We start from the raw sequence: 25,928 nt of genomic DNA on the forward strand, positions 1-25,928 counted from the left end.
GCTACAGGGTCACGCCGAGCAGCGCGTCCACGGCCAGCGCCACGGACGCCGGATCGTCGACGGCACCGGCAGCGGCGGCGGCGTCGAGCACGGCCAGCGCACCCGGGGTGTCCAGGTCGGCGACCAGGGCGGCACGGAGCGCCTCGATCACCGTGCCGGAATCCGCCTGCCCCGGACGTGCGTCGACGCCGAACGCGGCGATCCACGCCGCCAGCCGGGCGATCGCGGCGTCGAGGTGCGCGTCCGTCCATTCCCAGTCGGTGCGGTAGTGCTGGCCCAGTAGGGCGATGCGGATGGCCCGCGCGTCCACTCCGGCGGCGCGCAGTCCGGAGACCAGCACCAGGTTGCCGAGTGACTTGCTCATCTTCTCGCCCTGGTAGGCGACCATGCCGGTGTGGCTGTACACCCCGGCGAGCGGATGGCCGGACAGCGCCGCAGCGTGCCCGGCGCTCATGTCATGGTGCGGGAAGACCAGGTCGCTCCCACCGCCCTGCACGGTGAAGTCGGTGCCGAGCTCCTTCAGCGCGATCACGGAGCATTCGATGTGCCAGCCGGGGCGTCCAGCGCCGACCGGTGAGGGCCAGAACGGTTCGCCGGCCCGCTGGGCACGCCAGAGCAGCGGGTCGAGGGGGTCCCGCTTGCCGGGGCGCTCCGGGTCTCCGCCGCGCTGGGCGGACAGGGCGAGCATCTCCGGCCTGGCCAGGTTGCTCTCGTCGCCGAGGGTCCACGGCGCGAGGCGCTCCGCTGCGGCGATGTCGAAGTAGATATCCGAACCTGCGGTTTCGACCGTGCCGAGTCGAGCGGTGTCGACGATGGAGTCATCGGTCGGCACCGTGTAGGCCATGCCGGCGTCCCAGAGCTGGGCGACGGCCGCGGCGATCTCGTCGACGACGTCGGTGACGGCGACGTAGTCGTTGGGCGGGATGATGCCCAGGGCTTCCATGTCCGATCGGAACAGGTCGACCTGACTGGCGGCGAGTACCTGCCAGTCGACCCCGGTCGCGGTGGCGCGCTCGAGCAGCGGATCGTCCACATCGGTGACGTTCTGGGCGTAGTGAACCCGGAAGCCGGCGTCGAGCCAGACCCGCTGGAGCGTGTCAAAGGCCAGGTAGGTGGCCGCGTGGCCGAGATGAGTCGCGTCGTACGGGGTGATGCCGCAGACGTAGAGCCGGGCGGCGGCCTCGGGGCGCGCCTCCACGAGCGCCTGCGTCGCGGTGTCGTAGAGCCAGGGTGCGGCTGACTGGCCGGGGAGTTTCGGGATTTCGGGTCGTTGCCAGGCGCGCATCCAACCAGCCTAGCTAGCCGGGATGGTGTTGGTCGCCAGCAGGGCGAAGAGCCCGAGTCCGAGGGCGATCCGGTAGATCACGAACGGCAGGAAGCTGCGCTTGGAGATGTAGTTCATGAAGAAACCGATCACGAACAGGGCCACGACGAACGCGATGACCGTGGCGACCAGGGTTTCGAACGGGCTGAAGACCTCGGGGGCGCAGTTGGCGGCGGCGGCGATGCAGGGGTTCGCGATCGACTTGTACATCTGGTAGAAACCGCTGCCCAGGACCGCGGGGATGGCGAGCAGGAAGGCGTAGCGGGCGGCGGCGCGGCGCTCATACCCCATGAACAGGCCGGCGGTGATGGTGCCGCCCGACCGGGAGACCCCGGGGATCAGGGCGAGAGCCTGGGCGAACCCATAGATGACGCCGTGGGTGACGGTGATGTCCTTGAGCCGGCGCTTCTTGGCGCCGACGTAGTCGGCGATGCCGAGCAGGATTCCGAAGGCGATCAGGACGCTCGCGGTGATCCACAGGTTGCGGAGCGACGATTCGATCTGATTCTGGAAGAGCAGCCCGAGCACGACGATCGGCAGGGAGCCGAAGATGATCAGCCAGCCCATCCGGGCATCCGGGTCGGTGCGCGGCACCTTGCCGACGAGCGACCGGGACCATTGGCCGATGATGCGCACGATGTCGCGCCAGAAGAAGATGACGACGGCGGCCTCGGTGCCGATCTGGATGATGGCGGTGAACTGGGCGCCCGGGTCTGCCCCGGTGCCGAGGAAGACGCCCACGATGTGGATGTGGGCGCTTGAGGACACCGGCAGGAACTCGGTCAGCCCCTGGACGAGTCCGAGGATGATCGCGTTGATTAGATTCACTTGCCGCTCGCTTCGCTATCAGTAGTTAGAGAGCAGGTCGGTCAGCACCTGCCTGCCAAACACTAACGCGTCGAGCGGGACTCGCTCATCGACCCCGTGGAACATCGCCGGAAAATCCAGATCTGCTGGGAGTTTCAGCGGAGCGAAGCCGTACCCTTTGATCCCGAGCGTGCTCAGCGCCTTGTTGTCGGTGCCCGCCGAGAGCAGGTACGGCAGTACCGGAGCCCCCGGGTCGTGCCGGCCGAGCGTGTCGACGACGGCGTCGACGAGCGGTCCGCCGAACTCGGTCTCCAGCCCGATGTCCCGGTGCATGATGACAATCTCGATCTCGGGCCCGACGAGCTCGGCGATCTCGGCCAGCACGGCGTCTTCGTCGCCGGGAAGGGTCCGGATGTCAATCAGCGCCTCGGCGCGGTCAGGGATGACGTTGTGCTTGTAGCCGGCGTGCAGCACGGTCGGGTTCGTCGTGGTGCGAAGGCTCGCCTGAATGAAACCGGACGCCGTGCCGGTGGCGAGGGCCAGTTCGTCGGGACCGACCCGCTGCGGATCCACGTCGAGCACCCGGGCCAGTTCGGCCAGGAGGGCAGTGGTGGTGTCGGTGAGCCGGATCGGCCACTCGCGCCGGCCCACCTTGGCGACCGCCTCGGCCAGGCGGGTGACCGCGTTGGCGTGGATGAGCCGGGAGCCGTGGGCCGCGTCACCCCGGGCGATGAGCTTGATCCAGATGAGAGCTTTCTCACCCGTTTGCAGCAGATAGGCGCGCTGGCCGCCGAGGGTGATCGAGTAGCCGCCCACCTCGCTGATGGCCTCGGTGGCGCCCGTTAACAGGTCGGGGTGCGTGTCGACGAGGTAGTGCGAGCCGAGGACTCCCCCGGCCTCCTCGTCGGCGAAGAACGCGACAATCAGGTCTCGGGCAGGCTGCTGACCCGAGCCGAGGATGTCCTTCAACGAGGCGAGAATCATCGCATCCATGTTCTTCATGTCCACGGCGCCGCGGCCCCAGAGCAGCCCGTCCTTGATCACTCCCGCGAACGGGTCGACCGACCAGGCTTCAGGGTCCGCGGGAACGACGTCGAGATGCCCGTGCACCACGAGCGCACCACGACTCGAGTCGCGACCCGGAACCCGGGCGACGACACTCGTGCGGCCGGGCTCGGAGTCGAACAACTTCGGGGTGAGGCCGAGGGAGCGGAGGTTGGCGGCGACGTACTCCGCGGCATCCGTTTCGCCGTTGGAACGCCCCTCCCCGTAGTTGGACGTGTCGAAACGGATGAGGTCGCGAGCGATCTCAGCAGTCAGGTCCAGTGGGGCGTCGGCCGAGGCGTTTTCAGCGGAGGAAAGCATGGCCTTCACGCTACCGGGCCGCGTCGGATACCGGGGACGGTGGGAGCGGCCGGACGGCGTGGAAATCCGTGCTAGATTATCTATTCGGCGGCCGGTGAACGGCTTCCGAAGCACCAGCCCGGGTGGCGGAATGGCAGACGCGCTAGCTTGAGGTGCTAGTGCCCTTATGGGCGTGGGGGTTCAAGTCCCCCCTCGGGCACAGAGAGAGGTTCGGAGTATTCCGGACTTCCGTTTGGGAAATAGGTCGAGACAACCGATATCGGTTGTCCGGCCTATTTTTTTGCCCGAAATCGGGCGCGCAGGACTCCGAGCTCAGCGGCTCGCCATCGGGTTAAACACAAAAAAGGCGTACCTGAGAATTTCAGGTACGCCGAAGTGAATCGATGGTGCGTTGTAAGCGGGGGTGATTGCGATGCCGGCGGTTTCTAGCCGGGCGGCTGCAGGTCTTCGTCGATGATGAGGGCAGGTCCAGCGCTTTGCCAGAAGGTACCGGGGAGTTCTCGGTTCTTCGCCGTCACCGACTTGATCGCGAGTTTGCGTTTGTAGAAGCTCAACATCTGGCGCATGTTCTCGACGACGGAGGCAAGCGCGACGACAAGGTACGTGAAGGTGTTGCCGCGAACGGCACGTTTGTCCGGGTTGGCGATGTCTTCATACTGGCTGCGTTTCAGATTCCGGTTGACCGATTCGACCCCATTGCGCATTCCATATGTGGTCCGCCACTGCTCGCTGCCGTATGGGTAATACTGCTCGTGTTTGAGGCCGCCGGCGTTGGCGGTCGCAGCGTCCTTACCGCTGGGCAGCTTCATGAGCACACTGTCACCCTGGTGAGCGAGCGGCTTCGCCTTCCAGAGTTCATAGCCCGGCGCATCCGTGGGGATCATGTAACGGCGCGTGCCATCCGCGCTCATGCGCCCCTTGCTCTTGAGTCGGAACAGCTCCCGACGCTTCACCTGCTGGGAGTACAGGGTTTCCGCACGGCCCAGAACGCGTGCGCTGCTGCCGTACTTCTGTCGAGCGGCTCGATGGTCAACGTGAGTTCCTCCTGGTCCTCCTCGTTCTCAACCAGGTTGCGGAGAGATCCTGCATCGTTGGGCCTTTGCCGTGCACACGCCAATTTTAGACCGCGGAGGCTCAGACGCGAGAACTCTGTCGGCGAGTGACGGCGGTTCGGATGAGGACTGGCACCACGGAAACGACGACAATTCCGATCAGGACGAGGTCGATATAGCGTGCTGCGAACACGGCAACGCCCGGAATATGAGCCAGCCCGAAGCCGAGGAGAACGATTCCCGTCGTCCACAGCAGAGCGCCGACGACGTTGAACATCGTGAACACGCGCCGCGACATCTTGCCGACGCCGGCCGCGACCGGCGCAAAGGTGCGTACTACGGGTACGAAGCGGGCGATCATCACGGCCGCCGGGCCGAACCGGTCGAAGAAGCGTTGGGTTCGTACGACATTCCGCTGGCTGAAGAGGCCGGAGTCGCGGCGGTCGAAGATCCGCCGGCCAGACGTGAGCCCGATGATGTAGCCGAGCTGGTCCCCCAGCGCGGCCGACAGGGCAATGGCCGGGATGACGACCCAGAGAGGCTGGCTGATGACTCCGCTGAGGGTGAGCACGCCGGTGAAGAACAGCAGGGTGTCTCCGGGGAGGAAGAACCCGACGAGCAGGCCGGTCTCGACGAAGACGATGACGCAGACGACGGCCAGGCCCCAGACGCCAGCGCCCGCGATCACCGATTGTGGATCGATGAATCCGGATGTGGATAGTGCGGTGGCGATCATGGTTTTCATAGTGCGAGGCTTTCTAGGAGCTTTCCGAGAGGTTCCGAGGATCCGTTGCCGCGCGCGGGAGAGTTGAGGTCATGTCCACGAGCTCGCCCGGCAATGCGGTCAATAGAACCAGCGAACACTGCGGCCTCTAAGACTCTTCACAGACGGACTTCCACAGACGCGATCTCCGGCAGCAATTACCAATCCTGCGATCACTACTGTGAAGCCCCGATTCCCTGGTCACGGCCCTGGTCTTTACTCGGAATTTCCCGGGACAGGGAGGCGGCCCCGGGGAAAAGTCAGCCTGATGGCCGTGCCCGCGCTGGTGCTCTCGACGACGCTCACGGATCCGCCGTATCGCACAGCGATCTCCCTCACGAGCGAAAGTCCGATGCCAAAACCGGTTCGGGCGTTCCCGCTGTCGTCTGCAACGGCCCCGGAGTGAGCAAAACGATCAAAGATGCGGGCCGGGTCGATACCGTGGATTCCGGGACCGCGGTCACGCACGGTGACCGACACTGACTTCTTGTCCACTCCCACGCCCACGGAGATGACAGATCCGCGGGGAGCGAACCGCAACGCGTTGTCCAGCAGAGCTACTACGCACCGCGTCACGCTGGCTGCGGGAACGCGAGCGGGCGCGGATTCTGGAGCATCCAGATCGAGCGTGATCTGCTTTTCGACTGCGATGAGTTCGATTGACTGCACGGCGGCACTCACTGCGGGCTTCACATCGACGACAACGGTGTCGTTCACAGCGACGCCGCCTGCCTCCGCCGATTCCAGAAGATCATTGACGATGTGGATGAGGTCCTTCGCATCGCCGCGGAGGTCAGCGACGACCAAGGAAGAGGGGTCGCCTGCGGGCAAGGCGCGTTGCAGAACTTGTAGGCGGGCGTCGAGCACTGCGAGCGGGGTCCGGAGCTCATGGCTGGCGTCGGCGACGAAAGCGCGTTGCATCCGCAGCACCTCGCCGAGAGGCTGAACGGCCCGCAAGGTGACCAGCCAGCTCATCACGCCGGCAAGAATGATCAAGGCCACACCCAAAACAGTGGCGGCGCGCAAGAGCCCGCTGGCGCTGACCGTCAAGTTCTCGGTGTCCGGCAGCGGGCCGAACAATTCACCAGCGGATATCTCGGAAAGAATGTAGACAAACATGGCAACGATGACGAGCGCGACAACGGCGGCGCACACGAGCGCAATCCGGGCTCCGACAATACGGGAGGCTCGCCGGATGGCGAGGGTATCGCTGTCGACCATTGAATGATTGCTGCGGGTCATGGTTGTCCTAAGCGGTAGCCCTGGCCGCGCACGGTGAGGACGATGTCGGTGTCTGTTTTGCGACGGAGGTAATGCACATAGGTATCCACCGTTCCGGCCGTGTCCGCGGCGCTGAACACAGCCGTCAGAATCTGTTGGCGGGAGAACGTGCGCTGTGGTGCTTCAGCCAGGAGTTTGAGCAGCTCGTTCTCCTTGTCGGTCAAGAGGATGCGCCCGTCGTACGGTGAATAGATCGTGCGGCTGTCTGGGTAATACTCCCAACCGCCCACCAGCAAGGTACGGCCCTCGCCGGTGAACACGCGACGGATGGCTCGCAGCCGGGCGAATAGCTCGTCGAACTCGAACGGCTTCACAAGGTAATCGTTTGCGCCGATGTCGAGCCCCGCGACTTTGTCGTTGGTGGTGCCTAGTGCCGTGAGGAGAAGAATCGGGGTGGTGATCAGCTTGCGGCGGAGGGCCTCAACGACTCCCAATCCATCCAGCACCGGCAGTCGCCGATCGATGACCATCACCTCGAATTCGCCGCCCAGGCCTGCGGCCAGACCTTCCGCCCCGTCGACGACGAGAGTGACATCGTAAATCTCCGTGAGCACATCCCTGATCATCGGACCAAGCTTCGCATCGTCTTCGATCAGCAACAGTCGGGCTCGAGTCGTGCGCTCAATGGGCACCCTGGGCTCCTCCGTGGGCGGCTCCGGCGTGGGGGCCGGAGCGACGTTTGGTCCAGTGTGACATCATCAGCGTCCATGAAGCGTTTGCGAGGGTCACGGCGGCGATCGCATACACGATCGACGCCACCACGTCGGACGGGTAATGCACCCCCAGGTAGACCCGGGAGGCTGCGGTCCCCAACACGACAACAACGGCAACGCCGATCAGCAATGGGCGCCGCCCGTGATGAGCCGTCACGACGATGAGGCCGAGGAGGATGCTGGCGGCGAAACTGGTGTGTCCGCTGGGAAAGCTGAGCCCACCCGGTTCGAGGACCAAGATGTGGGTGAGCGACGGGATGTCAGGGCGAGGGCGGTGCACGATCAACTTGATCACGGCCGCGCCCAGAGTGGGAATAACGACGATCAGCAGGAACTGGATTGCCGTCCGCGGCCGCCGGGTATCGAAAAGAATCCAGCCGGTCGCGAGCAGCACCACTACCGTCGCAACCTCCGGAGCGAACAGCCAGTTGATCCCCAGCGCGATCCAGTCGAGGACAGGGGTATGCGCGATATTCACCTGGCGGAGCACGTCCATCTCCGCTGACGTCCACCCGGCCGACGATCGCAACAGTATCCCGCAGGCGATAACCGCGACAATGACCACGGCAGCGGGGATAGCGGTCCGTGCGAAACGGATGTGCGGTCGGGTCTCGGTTTCCATGTTCCCAGAGTCGACCGGCCCGACACAGAACCTTCTAAGAAACTGCTCTCGCTAGTCCACGCTGGGGAATGTCAGTGTCACGACCGTCCCGGCGAGGGATCCCGGCCGGACGCCGATCGTGCCCGAGTGGGCATCACAGATTTGTTTGACGAGGGCAAGGCCCAGACCGTGGCCTGCCACGGTACGGGATCCATCGCCTCGCCAGAAGCGTTTGAAGGCGTGGCTAGCCTCATTCGGGGTCATTCCGATGCCGTCGTCGATGACTTCGATGACGGCGGCATCCGCTTGCCTGTCCAGCCGGATGGTGACGGAACCGGATTCCGGGGTGAACTTGATGGCATTGTCGACGATGTTGCCGACGGCCCGAATAAGAAGTTCGGGGGAACCGGAAATGGCAACGAGGTCCCGAAGTTCGACGTGGAGGCTCGGCCCATTGCCCGTTGTCGCGAGGTAAGGTCTGACCGCTCGCTCGATCACCATGTTGAGTAGCGTCGGTTCGAACGTTGCGGTTATTTCCGCGTCGGATCCACGCGCCAAGAGGAGAAGGTCGGTGGTGAGGGTGGCCAGATCGTTCACGACCTCGAGGGTCTCGTCAATGGCGGCCTGATAGTACGCGGCGGACCGGGGCCGGGACCGCGCAAGTTCCAGTTCCCCCTGGATAACACTCAGCGGGGTTCGGAATTCGTGCGACGCATCGTCGACGAAACGTTGTTGTGCGTTGTAGCTTTCCCGGGCGGGGCGAAGGGCAACCCGCGCCATCAGGTAGCTGATGACGGGGACGATGATCGTCAGTACGGCGGATCCAACGAGAAGTCCGATCCGAAGGTTCGCGAACCCCTGTTCGGCGGCATTGACCGCGCTGACGCCGTCCGCCTGGGCGGAGTCGAAGTCGAAGGTTCCGGTGACGTAGACGTAGATGCCGAACGCAAACGACCAGAACAACAGTAGTTGGATGAGGGTGAAGGCGATCGTCAGCCGCCTGACCGCACTACGGAAGATCATGCGGGGCGGCAATCAGGTAACCGAATCCTCGGACCGTCTCGATGATGTCCGATTCCCCGGGGAGGGTGAGTTTCCTTCGCAGGTAACGAATGTAGGTCTGCACGACGTTGCTGAATCCGTCGTAGTTGTTGTCCCAGGCGTGGTCGATCAGTTCGCTGGAGCTGACCACGGTCCCTGCATTGCGCATCAGGTACTCGAGTACTGAGAATTCCTTGGCTGTCAACGGGATGACCCGATCGGCACGTTTCGCCGATCGGGTCGCGGGGTCCAGGCTGAGGTCCCCGACCTGGAGGATAGGGGCCGTCGCGTGGGGTGCGCGCCGCAAAAGGGCGCGCACCCGAGCGAGCAATTCGACCAGGTGGAACGGTTTGACGAGGTAGTCGTCGGCACCTGCGTCCAGGCCCTCGACCTTCTTCCGTGGTGAGTCCAGTGCAGTCAGCATCAGGATCGGAACGGAGTTGTCCGTGGCCCGCATGATCCGGCAGACCTCCATCCCCCCACCTGGCAAGCCAGGCAGGAGCAGATCGAGGATCACGAGGTCGTAGGAGTCGATCTCGAAGGCAGTGATTGCTGCCGGCGCCGAGTGGACGACGTCCACCGCGTAGCTGGCTTCGGTGAGTGCTCGCCGAACAACATCTGCAATTCGGGTATCGTCCTCGACGACCAGGATCCTCATCGTGTGGTTCCCCTAGTCGACTTTCTCACCGGTACCGGGTGACTTCTTCGCTGTTGCGGTCGCGAGTTTCATTCCGGTAGCGCTGGCCTCGATCGTGAAATCGACCTGGTTGGTGGAGCTGCGGTAGATACTGAACTTGTTTTCAGGATAGTGGCCGACACCACCCTGGTTGTCGAAGTAGACGGTGGTTTCGGAATTCGGCGCGAGGGTGAGCGGGTCGAGTTTCTGGTAGTAGGCCTCCCTTTTGCCGGTCGTGGCGTCCGTCTGCTGGTAGTAGATCTCCAGGCCGGTCAGCGTTTGACTGGTGGCATTCTTCAAAGTGAGTTGCAACCGGTCGGCCATTGCGGTTCCGGTAGCTGGGTCGACGTTGTCTTCGACCATCGCACTGGTGATGCTGAGGCCGGGGGTGGTGCTGGTGTTCGTAATCGGGTCCGACGTCACCGGGAGCACGGTGCCCGCCGTGGAACTGACAGCGGCCGGTGCGGCAGCCCCGGGGTTGTTGCTGGGGCTGCTACTGAATTGCCAGATGGCGAGCCCGCCGATGACGAGGGCGAGGATGGCCGCGATGGGAATGATCTTTTTCCAGTTCATGATTCTCTCCTGAGTAGTGCGCGTTTGGTAGTGGCCAGGGCCGTGAAGCCGACGGCGCCCATGAAAGCGAGGGTGAGGGTGATTGTGTAGGGGAGCATGCTCGCCCAAACGTCACCGACGGGTTGTTGGTTGTATTGATCCTTGATGCCGAGAAGGGCGAATGCCGGGCGTTCGAAGTGTTTGGTGATCGAGGACACTTCCAATCCGTTTCGAATGTCGTCGAAGCCGGCGAAGTTCGCCATCACCGCCTTTTCGTCAGGTTTGGCGACGGCGAGGCTCTTGAACAGTCCGCCGGGAACCTGGTTGTCGGGATCCATCGTGTCGCCGATCTGGGGAATGATCAGCACCACCACGAGCCACGCGACGAGAGCGACGATCAGTCCCGTGCTTGCCCTCCGTGCGCGGGCGGCAAGGCCCATGGCGACGCAGCTCCACAACATCAGATAGAGCCAGGCGATGATTGCGGTCAGGGCGAGTCGCTCGAAGTCGATGAGCTGGAGCGGGGCATTACCAATCACGAGCAGCGCCGCAATCATGGCGACGAAGACGCCGGCGGTCACCACAGCCCATGCCACAGCGAAAGCCAGAACCTTTCCACCGGCCACCGTGAACCGGGAAACCGGGCGGGTAAAGATCAGGTGAAGCGTTCCATGCTGCTTCTCTTTTGCCACGGTTCCGTAACCGATGATGATGGCGAAGAGAGCGCCGATGAGCTCCAGATACTCGATGCTTCCGCGCAGCAACTGCAGCGGGAACAATTGTGGTGCAGGCGGTGTCTCGGTGCTCCCGCTTCGTCGAAGGGTGTCCAGGTAGAGGTTGTAATCACCGATTTTGGCCCGGAAGTCAAAGGAGGCGACGATCACGGAGAGAATCATCACCACGGCGAGGAAGCCGAAGAGGATGAGGTAGAAGCGTGTTCGTTTGAGGTCGGTGAGTTCCCTGCGGGCAATCACCAGGAGGCTATTCATCAAGGGGGCTCCGCATCCGGTCGCGCTGGGTTGTGAGTAAGACGACGAGCATGCACCCGGCGAACGCCACCATGACGACCAGGCTCAGCAGAGGGCTGCCGGTCGTCGCGGTGTCGCCGAGCACGAATGCGCTGGCCTGTTTGAAATGCTCGGTCAGCGAGAGCGGCCCGAGCACAAGATTCGCGAGTTGAAAGACCCCGCCCTGCGAGGCGATAGCCGGCACGGGGTTCAACAACGACACCGGGTGCGCTGCAGTTCCCAACTGAGGAACCACAAAAGTCACCACACTCCAGATCACGATTGGAACGAGGAGCGCCGTAGTTTCGCGTCGACTGTAGACGCCGGTCAGCATCCCCAGAATGATGAAGGGCAGAAGGAACAGCCACGCGAGGGCGTAGAAGCCGAGCAGACGAGCGGTGTCGCCCGGCGACAGGACGCTGCCGACGATCGCACTGATGCTGGTCCAGCTGATGAGCGCCGAAAGAGCGAGGATTCCCGCCACCCAGCACAGCAGACCGGCGAGCTTCGCCCCCAGATACGAGGCCGGGCGAACCGGGCGACTCAGCACCAGGTCAAAGGTATGGGCCTTACGGTCCCTGATCGTTGATTGCACGCCCAGCACGATGGCCAGCAGCGCCCCGATCAGAATGATGTAAATGACGGTGTTCTTCGCGTAATAGAGAGGCGAGACCGCCGAGAACGGATTCGGTTGAGTGGTCAGGCCCGCGGCAAAGGTTCGGTCATACACGCTGGTCACGACCTGATTGGTCAGCCACCCGATCACGGACGACGCCGTCACCATCCCGACAAATACGGCCAATAGGACCTGCGGCATCCGCTCTCGCCGGGAGCTGAGCAGTTCCTGCCGTGCGCCGGCGGTAAAGGTTGTCACCGTTCCGGCCGAGCTTCGATGTGGAGGTAAATGTCTTCCAGCGATGCCTCATCCGGGAACGCAGTGAGGGTGGCAGCCAACGAATCCTGGTAGACCAGTTCGCCCTCCCGCAACACCCCAATGCTCGTGCAGGTTTGGGTCACCTCGGCGAGCAGGTGCGTGTTCATGAAAATCGTCATTCCGAAATGCCGGTTCAAGTTCAGGATGATTTCACGCAGATTACGCACACCCTGCGGGTCGAGTCCCGACGTGGGCTCGTCCAGAAAGAGCACCTTCGGGTTGTGCAGGATGGATTGGGCAATCCCCACCCGCTGCCGCATTCCCTTGCTGAACGTAGACAGCCGCTCGGATTCGTGACCGGTGAAGTCGAGAAACTCCAGAACCTCCCGAATCCGCGCGTCCGGTTTGTCCAAACCTGACAGCCGGGCGAAGAATCGCAGATTTTCCAGGAGAGTGAGATTGCCGTAGAACTGCACGTTCTCCGGCAGGTATCCGATGGTCCGACGAACTTCGTCAGCATCGGCGTGGATATCGAGCCCCAAGATCGTCGCGGTCCCCTCGGTAGGCGGGATCAGCGTGGTCAGCAAGCTGACCGCCGTGGTCTTTCCTGCGCCGTTGTGGCCGAGCAGACCGAAGATCTCTCCCTCCCCCACGCTCAGGTTGAGTCCTTTGAGGGCGGCCTTGGGCCCGTAGGAGTGCGAGAGCTCAGTGGTCTTTATCGCTGTGTCGTTCATAAGGTTCAGGCTACGAAATGACCGATGAGATGAAGATGAGAGAGCCGATGTTGGTCTCTCACCTTCCTCTCACGCCCAAAAACCTAACCTCTATATGTGGCAATCCAATGCCGGAATACCGGAGAGTGAAGATGCGGAACGAGCGCTGCAACGGCACGTTTCCCATCCGCGCCCACCGGCCGCCGCGCACGGCGCAGCTCGCGGCGATCTCGGGTGTCGCCGGCACCCTGGTGTCCCTGCTCGGTTCATGGGTGCCATCATTGTGGGGCGATGAGGCGGCCAGCTTGATGTCCGCGACTCGCCCACTGCCGAGCCTCTTCGCCATGCTCGGCAACGTCGATGCAGTGCACGGAACGTACTATCTGGGACTCCACGCGTGGATTTCCCTCTTCGGCAGCTCACCCTTCTCTCTCCGATTCCCCAGCGCTATTGCCGTCGGGCTCGCCGTCGCGGCGCTGGTTCTGATCGCCGCACGCCTGAGCACCCCCCGGGTTGCTGTGATAGCCGGCGTGATCGCCTGCCTGCTGCCACGGGTCACCTACATGGGCGAGGAGGCTCGGCCGTTTGCCTTCAGCGCTGCCATCGCCGCCTGGACCACCCTGCTCCTCATCGAACTGCTCCGTCATCACAGTCCCCCGCGCCGCCTCTGGATCGCGTATGGCCTGATGTTTACGCTCGGAATCTATGTCTTCCTCTACTTCGCGTTGTTCGCACTTGTGCACGCGATCATCCTGTTCCGCACCCGACCCACCCGACTCTTCATCAAGCGGTGGTTCTGGGTGATCACGATCGCCGCGGCTGCCTCCTCCCTGGTCATCTATTGGGCGGTCCGGGAACGAAGCCAAATCGCGTACCTCGGCAACGGCAACCAAGTCACGATCCACTCGATCCTGGTCTCCCTGTGGTTTGGCACGCCCTGGTTCGCTGTCCTCGCCTGGCTCCTCATCCTGGTCGGGCTCGCGGCGAGCGTGCACCGCCGGTGGGGCCGGAAAAGGGTTCGCATTGCACGGGCGGCCGCAGCTTCGCCTGAGCTGCCCAGCCTGGAATTCGTAGCCGCCGCCTGGCTCCTCGTCCCCACGGCAGTGCTGGTCGCCGGCGACATTTTCTGGGCAGGTTTCACAGCCCGCTACGCCTCGGACAGCGCTCCCGCTGCCGCACTCTTGATGGCATCCGGCTTGGCGTGGATCGGCGCCCGGAGGCGATGGATCGTCGCCGCCGGCACCCTCCTCGTCCTCGTAGCCTCCCTTCCTATCTATGCTTCCCAGCGCGAACCGCACTCGAAGAACAACAGCGATTGGGCCGACATCAGCAGGGTCTTAGGTGCCCAGGCATCGGTGTGGGATGCGGTCGCCTTCGATGAACAGGTTCGCCCATCGCGACGCCCCCGTTTGGCACTGCACACCTATCCGGCCGGCTTCGAAGGACTCATCGACGTCTCTCTGCGCACCCCCTTCTCGCAGAGTTCAACCTGGTACGACCGCAGCTACAGCATCGACGAGGCGGCGGCGCTGGGACGTCTGGACAAGGTGCACCACCTGTGGCTCGTCGAATACGCCACCCCAACGCACACGGACACGTACGGAATTGCCGCCTTGGAGAACCTTGGATTCTCCAAGTCAGCCCAGTACGCTACCCACCGCAGCGTCATCTACGAATTCACCCGTTAGTAGTCCCCGGCAATGACCCACCAATCTCAGGAAACGAGTTCCACAGAACACCCAGAATCAGCAACTACCCTCAAACGGGTGACAGGGCAACTCGCAATCGTTCGACCGCCGTCGACCACGCCCGCGCCGGCCCGACGCCTGAGCGCCCTGGACGGCCTCCGGGGCGTCGCGGCCCTGATCGTCATGTTCCACCATGTCTATCTCGTTGCGGTCCCTGCGCTCCGCAGCGGGGGCGGATCCGCCCCGGGCAGCATCTACTGGTGGGTGTCCGAAACGCCGGTGAAAATCCTGACCGCGGGGTCCGAAGCCGTCCTGGTCTTCTTTGTCCTGAGCGGACTCGTCGTCGCCCTGCCCGCACTGCGCGCGCCTCGATTCTCCTGGCCGGGATTCCTGAGCGGCCGAATCGCACGGATCTACCTCCCCGTGTGGGCCTCACTGGCCATCGGCACCGCGCTCATCTGGTTCTTCCCCCGCAACATCCGGGTCGTAACGCCCGGCTCCTGGGTTGCCGACACAAACGCGACCTCGACCACGGCGGCAGCTCTGCTCAACCAGGCGAGCCTCACTACCGCATCGTACGACGTGAACAATGTGCTCTGGTCTTTGCGGTGGGAACTCGCCTTTTCAGTCTTGCTCCCCCTGTTCGTTCTCGTCGCCGTCCTGGTTCGACGCCATTGGCTGCTCGCCGTGTTCGCCGCGTTCGCCCTCGGCTTGCTGGGGCTGCTCACCAACATCGACGCGCTCCGTTACCTGCCGGTGTTCTTCATCGGAACGCTCATGGCCGTGCGCTTGGAGTCAATTCAGGACTGGTCCAGGCGATGCCTGTGCCGCCCGAACGCGCACCGCTGGGGCGTTGCCCTTGTTGTCGGATCCCTTGCCCTCCTTGTCGGACACTGGTGGGCCCAGCCGCTCGCGGCACCCGGATCGCTCCTCGGCAAGGTTCTGACTCAGCTGGCGGTGCTCGGCGCCGCCGGCCTCGTTCTCTCCGCCATCATCGTTCCGTTTCTGCGCCGAGCATTGGACTCAAGACCGAGCCAGTGGCTGGGGCGAGTGTCCTTCAGTCTCTACCTCGTTCACGTCCCCATCCTGGTCACCCTGACCTTTATCTTCGGGGACGATAAGTGGTGGCTGGTCGCACTTATCACCGTGCCGCTCGCGCTCGTGATTTCTTGGGGATTCCACGTAGCCGTCGAGCGTCCCTCGCATCGGCTGGCGCGGCGCACCGCCCACACTGTGGCCGCGGGCGCCACGAGAATCGTCGAGCGTGTGACCAAACGGTAGGACTCCGATGCGGACTGTCCGTGCTCCTCGGGTCAGGAGCCCAACAGCCCTCCCGTGGGGGCGAGCGGAAGCCGCACCACGAAGACCGCACCGGCCCGGCCGTCGGACCGATCCTCGATCGTGATCGTGCCGTGGTGATCCTGAACGATCTGCCTCACGATGGACAGGCCGACCCCGGCGCCACCACCGCGGGCCGTGCGACTGCGAGCGTCATCGAGTCGGGTGAAACGCTCGAAGACTCTCTCCCGGTCCTCCGCACGGATGCCGTCACCATCATCCGTGATCGAAAATTCCGCCTCATTCGGGGTAGCCGTCAGCCGAATCGAAACGAGAGAGCGGGAGTGCTCACGGGCATTGTCACCGAGGTTGCGCAAGAGGCGGGCCAAATCGCGCTCCGAGCCTTGTACCCGTGCCGCACGAACTCCACCGAGATCAACGGCCCGCCCGCCGAGCCCCCGCAGGCGATGCAGTTCCGACAGGACAAGATCGTCAAGATCGACAAGAGCCGTCGGCCCCCGCGGCGTGCCCTCCGCGCTGCGCGCTAGGAACAGCAGATCGTCCGTCAACGCTGCCATCCGGACAACCTGCCCGTGAACGTCGTCCAAAACGAGGGCCGAACCGGGGTCCTCCGGGTGCGCCAATGCCACCTCCACCTGAACCTGCAGCGCCGCCAACGGACTGCGCAGTTCATGCGACGCATCGCCCACGAATTGGCGCTGGCGAAGCGCCGCCGCCTCCAGCCGCTCAAGCATTTCGTTCATCGTTACCGCAAGGCTCGCGATCTCATCGGAGCTGTCGGGCACAGGGACGCGCTGTGACAGATCTTCCCCACCGATAACCGCAGCCCGTCGACGAATGGCGTCGACCGGACGGATCACCTGACCCGCAGCGCGCCACAGCGCCCACACCACAATCAAAAGAATGAGGGGAAGTCCGACTCCGAAGAGGCCGGCCAGGTTGCCGACTGCCACATCGACCTGGCTCGTCGACGTGGCAACATAGATCCAGCCGTTCCCGGTGGACAACTTCACGGGCGTCGCGACCACCCGAAAGGGACCGTCCCCGGCGGGCATCCGATCCACACTCAGCACCGTCGTCACTCCAGTCGATGGAGGCTGCGGGAGGATCGGCTCCTCCCCGTCAATGTTGCTGGTCGCCGCAATCACCGAATTCGAGGAGTCGACGACCTGCACGAGCGAGTTCTCGGAGCCAGTGTTGGTCACTGTGGGCCCCAAGTCCCCTCCGACGGCAAGCGACGCAACCGCCTGCGCTCGGTCCGCGGCCACAGTATCGAGGCTGGCGATCAGTGACTGGTGCAGAAGCAGGACAAGCGTGATGCCGCTGGCCAACAGTGTGAGGGCCACAACCGCCGATGCGGTGACGGTTACCCGAAATCGGATCCCTGAATACCACCGCCGGGGCGTACGCAGTTTGATGGGCATCGGTCACTCCCCGGATGTTTCCACGAGCCGGTACCCGATTCCTCGGACCGTTTCGATGAGGCCCTTGGTGCGGCCCTCGTCGAGTTTGCGACGCAGGTAGCCGATGTACACCTCGATCACGTTGGAGTCGATGTCCAGCTCCGAATCCCACACATGCTCAGCGATCGTGTTGCGGCTCACCACCTGACCCTTGCGGCGGATCAGGAACTCCGCAAGGGAGAATTCACGGGTCGTCAGCATGATCTCCGTCTCCCCGCGCCAGCAACGCCTGGCTGCAGGGTCGAGGCGGATGCTGCCCGCCGTGAGTACTGGCTCGCGATCAACCGGCGCCCGCCGCAGAAGCGCTCGGAGGCGGGCGAGCAAGACGATGAACGAGAACGGTTTTGACAGGAAATCATCCGCGCCCAGATCCAGGGCATCCGCTTCGTCGAATTCGCCGTCCTTCGCCGTCAACATCAGGATCGGCACCGTCGAACCACCCGCGCGCAACCTCCGGCACACCTCGTAACCGGATAGCCCCGGGAGCATGATGTCGAGGATGATGACATCGAAATCGTTCTCTTGGGCCATCCAGAGGCCGTCAACCCCGTTCATCGCGGCGTCGGTCACAAATCCCTCCGCCGTGAGCCCGCGCTGCAACGCGTCGACCATCGCGGCTTCGTCTTCGACGAGAAGTACTTTCATGGGATTCCCTCACCTGACGCACCGGGCTGCGCGATCGACACGTTCAGCATCCCATCACCAAGATAAGGAGACGCTAAGCCGCGCCCCTCACCTCCTCGTGAGTGTCGCCCCAATCGCGCTTTCGAACTCGTCCAGCGCCTCGGCGTTATAGGCCTGGTCGTCGAATTTTACGGTCGGAACAGATCCGGACAGGTATGCGCTCATACCCGCTGCCAGCCCCTGATCTGTGGTCGGCACGATGAGTCCGGTACCTTCCGGGAGAGCGTCCCGGGCAGAACCGAACGCGACCGTGATGATGGGGAGGTCAAGGATGCGCGCTTCGAGGAGAACCATCGGCTGGCCCTCATAGTCGCTCGAGAGCACGAAACAGTCCGCAGCGGCCATGATCGCATACGGGTTATACCGGTGCCCGGTAAGTGCGACCGATTCCTCGACACCCACTTCACGGATCAGACCCTCCAAGGTCGTCCTCAACGGCCCGTCGCCGACGATTACCAATCGGGTGTCTGAACGCTGCTTGTGGAGCTGCGCAAAGGCACGAATCAGCCTCACCTGGTTCTTTTCGGACGACAAACGCCCAACGGTGACGAAGTGCACGAGCGAGGACTCCCCGGCAAGACTGTCCAGCCAATCAGGTGCCGTGTCCGTCGGATCGTCGAGGACAGCCTCCCGGAGGTCGACGGCCGCAGCACGGCGGATGCGTGCGGAATCAACAAGATTGCGCGCTGAGACGAACTTCTCTCGGGGTGCAAAGCGGGCGAGTTCGCGGGCGTTGACTTCTTCGAGGGCCGGGGAAACGGAGACGAGATTGTCGTACTCACGGTACAACGAAAAGACGCTCGAGAGGCTCTTCAGCAGCCGGCGGCGCCCGTCGTTACTCCGTTGCGCGTCCGCAACCATGTCGTTGTGCAACCAAATAGACCGTTTGGCCAGCGGCGCGTGCAACATCAACGTTGCCCAGAATGGTCCGTACCCGCTGAAATCGATGACGTAGTCGAACCGGCTGTCACCAAAGCAGCGCGTCCATTCCTCATCCCACAGCCTCTTCTGCCGGGAATCGCGCGAGTGCGCACTGAGGTCGCCTCGATACCAGTGGAGCCGTCGCTTGAGGTGGTCGACTTTTGAACCGTTCATTCCCCCGACCCGGACGAATTGTCGGACCGAGGGATGGATCTGCGCCTGATTCTCCAAGGCGACGGGCACTCGACTGTTTGAGAACACGGCAGACACGTCGTACCGCCGATGATCGATCGAGTTCAGGAGGTTCAGGGCAGAAGTCGTAATGCCGTTCGGCTTCATGCTGCCGACATGGACGAGCACGGATTGTCGCTCGTCGCGGGCCACCGGCGCGACAGTGTAGCCGTCACGTCTGCCCCGAAAGACGATGTCGATGATCCGCTCAGTTGCGCGGCCGTCCTCGTGCCCGGAGTATTTGTTCCGCATGGCGATGTAGTTCTGAGTGATCTCAGGTCGCGGCCCGGAGCGGGCGATGAAGTTCAATTCGGTGGCGAGTTCACTGACGGTGTGAACGACTGGCCCTGGCCATTCCTCAGGTTCCATATAGAGCCCGCGGTAGCCGGCGTAGTCGCGGATGTCCGGTGTCAGGAACACGATGGGTCGCCCCGTTGCCAGGAAGTCGAAAAAAGTACTTGAGTAGTCAGTGACGAGAATGTCAGTCGCGGCCAGGACCGCGTTCGTCGGAATTTCGTTGGGGACCAGACTGCCGCGAAAGTCTGCGCGTGCGGCGGCGAATCTGTAGACCACCTGGTGGACCTTGAGCAGAACGACGTACCGGGTCGTGTCGATCAATGATTCGAGCTCGGTCACCCGGCCGAGCAGCTCGTCCGCATCGTCACGAGGGTGGGCGAACGATTCACCCTTCCACGTCGGCGCGTACAGGATGATCTTCCGTCCGGCAATGGGCAGGCCGGCCCCTTCGAGGGTTTCTATCATCGACGCGACACCGCTCGAATCAAGGAACTGCCGGTCGATCCGGGGATACCCTTCCTCGATGATCTCGCCGCGGTAGATATTACGCAGCAGGTGGGCAGATTCATACATTTGTTCGGTCATGAACCGGTTTGCCGCGAGCAGATAGTCGGCAGCCAGGAAGTTCCGGATCACATTGCCTACGCGAGATGCGGGATCACCGATGTCGAAGCCCATGCGTTTCAACGGGGTGCCATGCCAGGTATTGAGGTAGACCTGACCTTCGCGTTTGTTGAACTGCACCGGAAAGGTCGCGTTGTTGATGAGAAATCCGCTGGTGGCCAAGGCCCTGTAGTAGCCGAGGGAGTTCGGGCGAACGAATCGGACTGACGAATCCCGAGCGAATTCGTGAACGACGGTCGGGTTCTCGTCTTCCCTGGCGAGCACCCACACGTGCTTGAGATGCGTGAAATCTGGTGCCTCACGCAATCCCCGGAAGATCGCCTCAGGGTTGCACAGCATCCCATTGCCCGAGAACGACTCATAGAGGACAACGTTGCGATCCACCGGCCGTCTGCTCCAGAACGCGTACATTTCTGAAGCTGCAGCCCGACGAAGCCTGCTCACAACTCGTTTCACCCGAACAAGAACCGCGCGCGGCAACATCTGCATGCCTTCATGCTATCCAGCCAGCCCTCACGATCACCGGGACCACTACCGAATGTCCACATGAGGCGGCGGCGAGGAACGCGCCCGCTTTCGACGTTCCGCGCACGATCTCAGCCTCCTGCCAGTCGCACTTACCGCGCTCTTACCCAGCATTGCGAGAGTCGTACTTGTTCCCCCATCCAACCGAACCTCAAGGAGACCTCATGAACAAGAAAAAGATCGCCGCCGCAGCCATCGTCGTCCTCGCCCTGACCGGCATCGGGAGCGGCGCCGCATTGGCCGCAACTCCCGCAGCGCCCGCGTCCGGCACCGCCGTGACCAGCACGGCCACGCCCGGCACCACGGAAGCGCCCGACTCCGAGTCCGCAGACGAAACCCCGGGTACCGAGGCGGCTAATCCGGGTGACGGAAACGACGGAGGCCACGCGGACCCCGAAGGCGTCGACGTAAACCACGAGGGTGGAGCCGACGAGAAGTAGCCCCCAGAGCGGCCATGGCCGGCACCACCGTGCGAACGGCCATGGCCTCTCGGCAACACTCCCTCCGACGAACCAAAGGAATCCACACGTGAATACGCACATTCTGCCGGCGGTCGCAGCTATCACCGTCCTCGTGACCACGGCCATGTGGGGCTTCGTCACGCTGCTCTCTGAAATTGCCCAGCAGCAAGCCGATGCGGATGCGTAAAACGCGGTTGCACGAGCCAGCTCTCTCGTGGACCCCGGGGCTGCTGCCGACCCCGACACATGTGTGAACGACCGAAACCAACGAGGCGCCCTGCACCATGAAACCGATCCGTCTCAAGAACATCCCCTCACGAGCAAAGCGCTTCGTCAATTCCCAGTTCCACGCCCATTGGCGCAAAGAGCCAATCAGAGCGGGGACAGTTCTCTACGAGTCCTTCGCCGGCAACGGCATGCTCTGCAATCCTGAAGCCATCTTCCGCCAGCTACTGGTGGCGCCCGACATGCAGCGGCTCCACCACATTTGGGTTCTCTCAGATCTACGCCACTATCGCCAGACGGTCGCGGAGTTCGCGGCAACGCCCAACGTCACGTTCGTGCGCCATGGCACCCCGTCGTACTACCGTGCCCTGGCCACGAGCGAATACCTCATCAACAACGCGACGTTCCCGGCCCAGTTCAGCAAGCGACCCGGCCAGACCTATCTGAACACCTGGCATGGCACCCCGTTGAAACGCATGGGCTACGACATCATCCGTGGCGCGCTCGGCACTGCCAACATCATCAGGAACTTCGTTGCCGCTGACTATCTGCTGGCCGCTAACCCGTTCATGGCCGAGCAGATGTATGAGACGGCATACAAGCTCAGCGGCATCTCCCGAAGCCTGATCATCGAGGAAGGGTACCCGCGGATCGACCGGCAAACCCTCGACGTTGGCGGCGTTGAGGCTGGACGAGCGCGCTTGACTACCGCCGGTATCCCTCTCGGTGACCGCACGATCGTGCTCTACGCGCCGACCTGGAAGGGTGCGTCCTTCGCTCGGCCCGAGGACGACATCGACCAGCTTCTCGATCACGTCGCCCGGCTGACGGCACGGATCGACACGAGCAAATACGTGGTACTCCTCAAAACCCACCAGATTGTTCACGCCTTCGCGGCGTTACGGCCCGAGTTGGCTCGCGTGCTTGTGCCGAACGATATTCCCACAAATGTCGTCCTGGGGCTCAGCGATGTCCTGATCACAGACTATTCGAGCATCCTCTTCGACTTCCTGGCCACTGGCCGCCCGATTCTCTTCTTCACCCCGGACCTTGACGACTACTCTGGCACGCGAGGTCTCTATTTCGACCCCGAGAACTGGCCCGGCCCGGTCTGCCTGACCGTTGACCAGTTGGCGGTCGAGCTCGTTGGGACCCTCACGACCGGCGATCTCCCGGCTGAGTCGGCCGAACGCTATCGCACCAGCCAGCAGCAGTTCTGCGGTGTGGACGATGGGCGCGCCAGCGCCCGGATAGTCGACATTGTCTTCCGCGAAAATGCCCGACACCATCATGTTCGCCCCGTCGTATCCCTGAACCGCCCATCACTCCTGGTGTACCTGGGCGGGATGCGCTCAAACGGCATAACCACGTCCGTCCTCAACCTCCTCAATAGCATCGACCACTCGCGGTTCGACGTATCAGCCTGTTTCGACCAGAGCAAAGCGCCCGCCGCGATCGAGAACCAACTCGCGATCAATCCCGCCGTGCGCCAGTTCCCCCGCGTTGGCGGAATGAATGGCTCCGCGTTGGATCAGCTGAGAAGGCGCCTCGACTTCCGGCGCGGCAGAATCAACCGGCACCAGACTGAGCCGGCCCAGAAGACGCTCTGGGATGACGAGTGGACGCGATGCTTCGGAGATAGCCGCTTTGACTTCGTTGTGGATTTCAGTGGTTATGGTCCGTTCTGGGCGGCACTACTTCTCCATTCCCCGACGGCAATCCGTTCGATCTGGCTGCACAATGACCTGGCCGCCGACGCCCATCGCGAGATCAACGGCAAAAAGAAGATGTTGCACAGCCTGACCGAGGTCTTCACCCTATACCGGCAATACGACCACCTGGTTTCCGTCTCGCCGACACTGTCGACCATCAACCGTCGTAAGCTTTCCGCATACGCGGACCCGGAGCAATTCACGTTCGCACTCAACGCTGCGGACGCCAAGCACATTCTCCGTGCCGCAAGCCAGGACCTGCGCGAAACGGTTCGAGACCCGGACACAGGAATAACTCCCCCATGGGCCGACGCCCTCCTCGCCGACGACACGGTCACTACGTTTGTGTCGGTGGGGCGCCTCTCGCCCGAAAAGAATCAGGCACGCCTCATCCGTGCCTTCAGCAGAGTCCACAGGACAACACCGACAACGCGACTCGTGCTCGTTGGAGACGGCCCGCTGAAGAGCGAACTGGAGGCACTGATCGCGAGCCTCGGGCTCGAGGGGTCGGTCATTCTCACGGGTGAGCAACGCAACCCCCACGCGATCATGGCTGCGGCCGACTGCTTCGCCCTCTCGAGTGATTACGAGGGCCAGCCCATGGTCATCCTCGAGGCGTTGGTACTCGGCCTGCCAATCGTCACAGTCGAATTCGAGTCGGTGAAGAACGCACTCCCAGCGGGCTTCGGATTGGTCGTGCCGCAAACCGACCAGAACCTCGCGCAGGGGTTGACCGCATTTCTCAACGGAGAAGTGCCCACGGGAACGTTCGATCACGCCGCCTACACTCGACGTGCCCTCAACCAATTCCACACTGCAATCGGCGCTGCCTCCGTGCTGACGGATGCTACGGGTTCAGGGTTCCGAACAGGCCTTGCCCCAGCTCGGTGAGTGCGTTGAAGGCGTCTTCGTAGCTGTCGGGAACCGGGTCGGCGGAGTTCCCGAACTTCGTGATCAACAGCCCGAGCAGTCCCGTGGCGGGGTTGCTGAGCTTCTTCGCCTTGTTTTGTTCAGCTTTCGGATCCATCTCCCCATCGATGTCTGCGGGAACATAGGCCGCTTGGGTGATCGTCCACTCCGCAAGCGGCCGCGCTGAGGTGCGGTTGATGGCGTCGAACATGTCCGGCCCCTCCGCATCGCGGTGGGTCAGCGGCTCAAGGCCATGTTGCCGGGTGAGGGTGGCGATCAGCGACCCATGATGTTTAGTCTCGTTGACGATCGTGTTCCGTGCCGTGTAGGCGGAGATCAGGATGGCGGGCACGCGAGGACCGAGCCGGTCGAACGCGAATCCAATCTCGCCCTTCTCCCCGGTGCCCGGCGGTTCCTCGCCGGCGCAACGCCCCGCGACGCGTTCGGAACGGGCATAGCGGTCCTGATCATCGCGTGCCCCTGCGCACTCGGGCTGGCAACCCCCACAGCATTGATGGTCGGCATCGGCCGGGGCGCGCAACTTGGCATCCTAATTAAGGGACAGGACGCCCTGGAAGCCAGCGGGACGATCGACACAGTTGTCCTTGACAAGACCGGTACCGTCACGACCGGCGACATGAGGATCACCACAATCACCGCCCTCGGCTCGATGACCCGCACCGAGATTCTGCGCATGGCCGCGTCCCTTGAGACCGGCTCTGAGCACGCCATTGCCGCAGCGATAGTGAAAGCCGGCAGGAAGGACTCCCTCCCACTCGATGACGTCACCGATTTCACGGCGCTGCCCGGCCTCGGGGCGCGCGGAACGATTGACGGCAGCAGCATCATTGTCGGCAGCCCCCGCCTCTTCACTGAACAAGGCTTTCCGGCCACCGCCTCCCTGCAGGCGGCCATAGCCGATCACACCCGCGCCGGGGAAACCGTAGTCCTGCTCGGACGCGGTGGCACCGTCGAGGCCGTCATCTCGGTCGCTGACACCATCAAACCCTCAGCCGGGCCGGCAATCCGCTACCTGAAAGACTTGGGGCTGACCACCATTCTGCTCACCGGGGACGGAGAGCAGGCCGCCCGCCGGGTTGCCGACGAGGTCGGCATTGAGAAAGTTCTGGCGGGCGTGCTCCCCGCCGAGAAAGCCGCCGCCATCAAAACGCTTCAGGATGCCGGGAAACGAGTCGCAATGGTTGGTGACGGAATCAATGATGCGGCCGCCCTCGCGACCGCGAATCTGGGCCTGGCCATGGTCCACGGCACTGACATTGCGATGCGGTCGGCCGACATCATCCTCGTTCGTGACGATCTCCACGTCATCGGCGATGCCGTGTCCCTGTCCCGACAAACGCTCCGAACGATCCGCAGCAACCTCCTCTGGGCCTTCGGCTACAACGTTGCAGCTATCCCCCTCGCCGCGGCCGGCCTCCTCAACCCCCTGATCGCAGCTGCAGCCATGTCCCTGTCGTCAGTTCTCGTTGTTTCCAACAGTCTCCGACTCCGAAACTTTGAAACCCGTCATGAAACGTCCACCAGCGACGAGTAACGACATCGACCACGACCGGTTGCTAAATACAACAGCAGCGCTTTCGGGCCGCATCGGGACTACAAGTCGGGTACTCCCGCGCCGAACGTTGCGGTCACGGAATACCGCTCGCCCAGAATATGGCTGCAGCGAACTTCAACGGCGATTCCGCGGTGGTAGCCAATTCTCTGGATCCGAAACATGGGGGCACCCAGAGCGCAGTCAAGGCGTTCGACGTCCACGGCCGAGGCGGTATCGGCGCGTAGCTCCTCGAGCCCGCCGTCCACCGTGATGCCGCACCGTTCTCTCAGCTCCTTGTAGAGCGCCGTTTCAGCGAAGTCGACATCGAGGAGCGGACGGACGCGATCAGCGGGCAGCCAGACGTGATCGACCGCGAACGGTTCCTCGTCGGCGAGACGCAAGCGAGACAGTTTGAGCAACTCCTGGGTCGGAGGGAGCGAAAGGAGTCCGGCGATGACCGGATCGGTGACAAGCCGGCGCTCCAATACCACGCTGCGCTGGGTCATCCCAGATTCCTGCACGGACGCGAACAGGCTGTACACGGGGCCGAAGGCGCTGCCCATAC

The 25,928-nt window shown here is 63.2% G+C and carries 24 protein-coding genes and 1 tRNA gene; 6 read left to right on the forward strand and 19 right to left on the reverse strand.

The window, feature by feature from the left end:
• Position 1: 1 nt before the first annotated feature.
• The 3 genes from mshC to QMG61_RS02485 are packed head-to-tail and all read right to left on the reverse strand — an operon-like array spanning position 2 to position 3,496.
• Positions 2–1,285, reverse strand: coding sequence for a cysteine--1-D-myo-inosityl 2-amino-2-deoxy-alpha-D-glucopyranoside ligase (gene mshC / locus QMG61_RS02475; RefSeq protein WP_283492752.1), 1,284 nt, complete (start codon positions 1,283–1,285; stop codon positions 2–4).
• A 9-nt stretch (positions 1,286–1,294) separates the two neighbouring features.
• A complete protein-coding gene (locus tag QMG61_RS02480; RefSeq protein WP_283492753.1) occupies positions 1,295–2,152 on the reverse strand; it encodes an undecaprenyl-diphosphate phosphatase in 858 nt (285 codons plus the stop codon).
• Positions 2,153–2,170: 18 nt separating this feature from the next.
• Complete coding sequence (locus QMG61_RS02485; protein WP_283492754.1) at positions 2,171–3,496, reverse strand: M20/M25/M40 family metallo-hydrolase; 1,326 nt, start codon at positions 3,494–3,496, stop codon at positions 2,171–2,173.
• 116 nt (positions 3,497–3,612) lie between these two features.
• Here QMG61_RS02485 and QMG61_RS02490 point away from each other — a divergent pair.
• Positions 3,613–3,695 (forward strand) — tRNA-Leu (locus QMG61_RS02490).
• Between the two features lie 226 nt (positions 3,696–3,921).
• Here QMG61_RS02490 and QMG61_RS02495 read toward each other — a convergent pair.
• The 11 genes from QMG61_RS02495 to QMG61_RS02545 form a co-directional block, all read right to left on the reverse strand.
• Complete coding sequence (locus QMG61_RS02495; RefSeq protein ID WP_283492755.1) at positions 3,922–4,449, reverse strand: hypothetical protein; 528 nt, start codon at positions 4,447–4,449, stop codon at positions 3,922–3,924.
• Between the two features lie 181 nt (positions 4,450–4,630).
• Positions 4,631–5,293: a DedA family protein gene (locus QMG61_RS02500; protein ID WP_283492756.1), complete on the reverse strand. Its 663-nt coding sequence runs from the start codon at positions 5,291–5,293 to the stop codon at positions 4,631–4,633.
• Positions 5,294–5,527: 234 nt separating this feature from the next.
• A complete protein-coding gene (locus tag QMG61_RS02505) occupies positions 5,528–6,553 on the reverse strand; it encodes a sensor histidine kinase (RefSeq protein WP_283492757.1) in 1,026 nt (341 codons plus the stop codon).
• A complete protein-coding gene (locus QMG61_RS02510; RefSeq protein ID WP_283492758.1) occupies positions 6,550–7,224 on the reverse strand; it encodes a response regulator transcription factor in 675 nt (224 codons plus the stop codon). The genes QMG61_RS02505 and QMG61_RS02510 overlap by 4 nt, the downstream gene beginning before the upstream one ends.
• On the reverse strand, positions 7,214–7,927 hold the full coding sequence (locus tag QMG61_RS02515) for a phosphatase PAP2 family protein (RefSeq protein WP_283492759.1): 714 nt from the start codon (positions 7,925–7,927) through the stop codon (positions 7,214–7,216). The genes QMG61_RS02510 and QMG61_RS02515 overlap by 11 nt, the downstream gene beginning before the upstream one ends.
• 51 nt (positions 7,928–7,978) lie before the next feature.
• Positions 7,979–8,929 carry a sensor histidine kinase gene (locus QMG61_RS02520; protein ID WP_283492760.1) on the reverse strand — a complete coding sequence of 317 codons (951 nt, stop codon included), beginning with the start codon at positions 8,927–8,929 and terminating at the stop codon, positions 7,979–7,981.
• A complete protein-coding gene (locus QMG61_RS02525) occupies positions 8,916–9,605 on the reverse strand; it encodes a response regulator transcription factor (RefSeq protein ID WP_283492761.1) in 690 nt (229 codons plus the stop codon). Before QMG61_RS02525 ends, QMG61_RS02520 begins: the two co-directional genes overlap by 14 nt.
• A gap of 12 nt (positions 9,606–9,617) precedes the next feature.
• Complete coding sequence (locus QMG61_RS02530; RefSeq protein WP_283492762.1) at positions 9,618–10,196, reverse strand: hypothetical protein; 579 nt, start codon at positions 10,194–10,196, stop codon at positions 9,618–9,620.
• The gene (locus tag QMG61_RS02535; RefSeq protein WP_283492763.1) at positions 10,193–11,164 is read right to left on the reverse strand and encodes an ABC transporter permease; all 972 of its coding nucleotides are present in this window, start codon (positions 11,162–11,164) and stop codon (positions 10,193–10,195) included. The genes QMG61_RS02530 and QMG61_RS02535 overlap by 4 nt, the downstream gene beginning before the upstream one ends.
• A complete protein-coding gene (locus QMG61_RS02540; RefSeq protein WP_283492764.1) occupies positions 11,157–12,056 on the reverse strand; it encodes an ABC transporter permease in 900 nt (299 codons plus the stop codon). Before QMG61_RS02540 ends, QMG61_RS02535 begins: the two co-directional genes overlap by 8 nt.
• Entirely contained in the window at positions 12,053–12,790 is a 738-nt protein-coding gene (locus tag QMG61_RS02545; protein WP_283492765.1) for an ABC transporter ATP-binding protein, read from the reverse strand. The genes QMG61_RS02540 and QMG61_RS02545 overlap by 4 nt, the downstream gene beginning before the upstream one ends.
• 131 nt (positions 12,791–12,921) lie before the next feature.
• On the opposite strand from QMG61_RS02545, the gene QMG61_RS02550 reads away from it, so the two are divergent.
• Both QMG61_RS02550 and QMG61_RS02555 read left to right on the forward strand, forming a co-directional pair.
• Positions 12,922–14,457, forward strand: a complete 1,536-nt coding sequence (locus QMG61_RS02550) for a glycosyltransferase family 39 protein (RefSeq protein ID WP_283492928.1) — start codon at positions 12,922–12,924, stop codon at positions 14,455–14,457.
• A gap of 78 nt (positions 14,458–14,535) precedes the next feature.
• Complete coding sequence (locus QMG61_RS02555) at positions 14,536–15,738, forward strand: acyltransferase family protein (RefSeq protein WP_283492766.1); 1,203 nt, start codon at positions 14,536–14,538, stop codon at positions 15,736–15,738.
• Positions 15,739–15,770: 32 nt separating this feature from the next.
• Here QMG61_RS02555 and QMG61_RS02560 read toward each other — a convergent pair whose 3' ends face one another.
• The 3 genes from QMG61_RS02560 to QMG61_RS02570 all read right to left on the reverse strand — a co-directional run bounded on the left by QMG61_RS02560 (position 15,771) and on the right by QMG61_RS02570 (position 20,465).
• Positions 15,771–16,961: a sensor histidine kinase gene (locus tag QMG61_RS02560; protein WP_283492767.1), complete on the reverse strand. Its 1,191-nt coding sequence runs from the start codon at positions 16,959–16,961 to the stop codon at positions 15,771–15,773.
• A 222-nt stretch (positions 16,962–17,183) separates the two neighbouring features.
• Entirely contained in the window at positions 17,184–17,864 is a 681-nt protein-coding gene (locus QMG61_RS02565; RefSeq protein WP_283492768.1) for a response regulator transcription factor, read from the reverse strand.
• Positions 17,865–17,951: 87 nt separating this feature from the next.
• Positions 17,952–20,465, reverse strand: coding sequence for a CDP-glycerol glycerophosphotransferase family protein (locus tag QMG61_RS02570; RefSeq protein ID WP_283492769.1), 2,514 nt, complete (start codon positions 20,463–20,465; stop codon positions 17,952–17,954).
• A 200-nt stretch (positions 20,466–20,665) separates the two neighbouring features.
• Here QMG61_RS02570 and QMG61_RS02575 point away from each other — a divergent pair, with 200 nt between their 5' ends.
• Together QMG61_RS02575 and QMG61_RS02580 are read left to right on the forward strand one after the other, a co-directional pair.
• On the forward strand, positions 20,666–20,941 hold the full coding sequence (locus QMG61_RS02575) for a hypothetical protein (RefSeq protein WP_283492770.1): 276 nt from the start codon (positions 20,666–20,668) through the stop codon (positions 20,939–20,941).
• Between the two features lie 305 nt (positions 20,942–21,246).
• Entirely contained in the window at positions 21,247–23,790 is a 2,544-nt protein-coding gene (locus QMG61_RS02580) for a CDP-glycerol glycerophosphotransferase family protein (protein WP_283492771.1), read from the forward strand.
• Here the strand turns inward: QMG61_RS02580 and QMG61_RS02585 are convergent.
• Positions 23,747–24,349 (reverse strand): alkaline phosphatase family protein, encoded by a 603-nt coding sequence (locus QMG61_RS02585; RefSeq protein ID WP_283492772.1) that lies wholly within the window; start codon positions 24,347–24,349, stop codon positions 23,747–23,749. The genes QMG61_RS02580 and QMG61_RS02585 overlap by 44 nt on opposite strands.
• On the opposite strand from QMG61_RS02585, the gene QMG61_RS02590 reads away from it, so the two are divergent.
• Positions 24,302–25,363: a heavy metal translocating P-type ATPase gene (locus QMG61_RS02590; RefSeq protein WP_502846996.1), complete on the forward strand. Its 1,062-nt coding sequence runs from the start codon at positions 24,302–24,304 to the stop codon at positions 25,361–25,363. The genes QMG61_RS02585 and QMG61_RS02590 overlap by 48 nt on opposite strands.
• 59 nt (positions 25,364–25,422) lie before the next feature.
• Here QMG61_RS02590 and QMG61_RS02595 read toward each other — a convergent pair whose 3' ends face one another.
• Positions 25,423–25,869 carry a GntR family transcriptional regulator gene (locus tag QMG61_RS02595; RefSeq protein WP_283492930.1) on the reverse strand — a complete coding sequence of 149 codons (447 nt, stop codon included), beginning with the start codon at positions 25,867–25,869 and terminating at the stop codon, positions 25,423–25,425.
• Positions 25,870–25,928 lie beyond the last annotated feature (59 nt).

It is taken from the genome of Cryobacterium sp. PH31-AA6 (assembly GCF_030063195.1).
Taxonomy (GTDB): domain Bacteria; phylum Actinomycetota; class Actinomycetes; order Actinomycetales; family Microbacteriaceae; genus Cryobacterium.

Coding starts and splice junctions, on each gene's coding strand:
- QMG61_RS02545 (WP_283492765.1), bottom strand. CDS start 12,790: ATGAACGACACAGCGATAAAGACCACTGAGCTCTCGCACTCCTACGGG.
- QMG61_RS02525 (WP_283492761.1), bottom strand. CDS start 9,605: ATGAGGATCCTGGTCGTCGAGGACGATACCCGAATTGCAGATGTTGTT.
- QMG61_RS02520 (WP_283492760.1), bottom strand. CDS start 8,929: ATGATCTTCCGTAGTGCGGTCAGGCGGCTGACGATCGCCTTCACCCTC.
- QMG61_RS02485 (WP_283492754.1), bottom strand. CDS start 3,496: ATGCTTTCCTCCGCTGAAAACGCCTCGGCCGACGCCCCACTGGACCTG.
- mshC (WP_283492752.1), bottom strand. CDS start 1,285: ATGCGCGCCTGGCAACGACCCGAAATCCCGAAACTCCCCGGCCAGTCA.
- QMG61_RS02550 (WP_283492928.1), top strand. CDS start 12,922: ATGCGGAACGAGCGCTGCAACGGCACGTTTCCCATCCGCGCCCACCGG.
- QMG61_RS02575 (WP_283492770.1), top strand. CDS start 20,666: ATGAACAAGAAAAAGATCGCCGCCGCAGCCATCGTCGTCCTCGCCCTG.
- QMG61_RS02505 (WP_283492757.1), bottom strand. CDS start 6,553: ATGACCCGCAGCAATCATTCAATGGTCGACAGCGATACCCTCGCCATC.
- QMG61_RS02580 (WP_283492771.1), top strand. CDS start 21,247: ATGAAACCGATCCGTCTCAAGAACATCCCCTCACGAGCAAAGCGCTTC.
- QMG61_RS02500 (WP_283492756.1), bottom strand. CDS start 5,293: ATGAAAACCATGATCGCCACCGCACTATCCACATCCGGATTCATCGAT.
- QMG61_RS02535 (WP_283492763.1), bottom strand. CDS start 11,164: ATGAATAGCCTCCTGGTGATTGCCCGCAGGGAACTCACCGACCTCAAA.
- QMG61_RS02530 (WP_283492762.1), bottom strand. CDS start 10,196: ATGAACTGGAAAAAGATCATTCCCATCGCGGCCATCCTCGCCCTCGTC.
- QMG61_RS02570 (WP_283492769.1), bottom strand. CDS start 20,465: ATGCAGATGTTGCCGCGCGCGGTTCTTGTTCGGGTGAAACGAGTTGTG.
- QMG61_RS02565 (WP_283492768.1), bottom strand. CDS start 17,864: ATGAAAGTACTTCTCGTCGAAGACGAAGCCGCGATGGTCGACGCGTTG.
- QMG61_RS02595 (WP_283492930.1), bottom strand. CDS start 25,869: ATGACCCAGCGCAGCGTGGTATTGGAGCGCCGGCTTGTCACCGATCCG.
- QMG61_RS02515 (WP_283492759.1), bottom strand. CDS start 7,927: ATGGAAACCGAGACCCGACCGCACATCCGTTTCGCACGGACCGCTATC.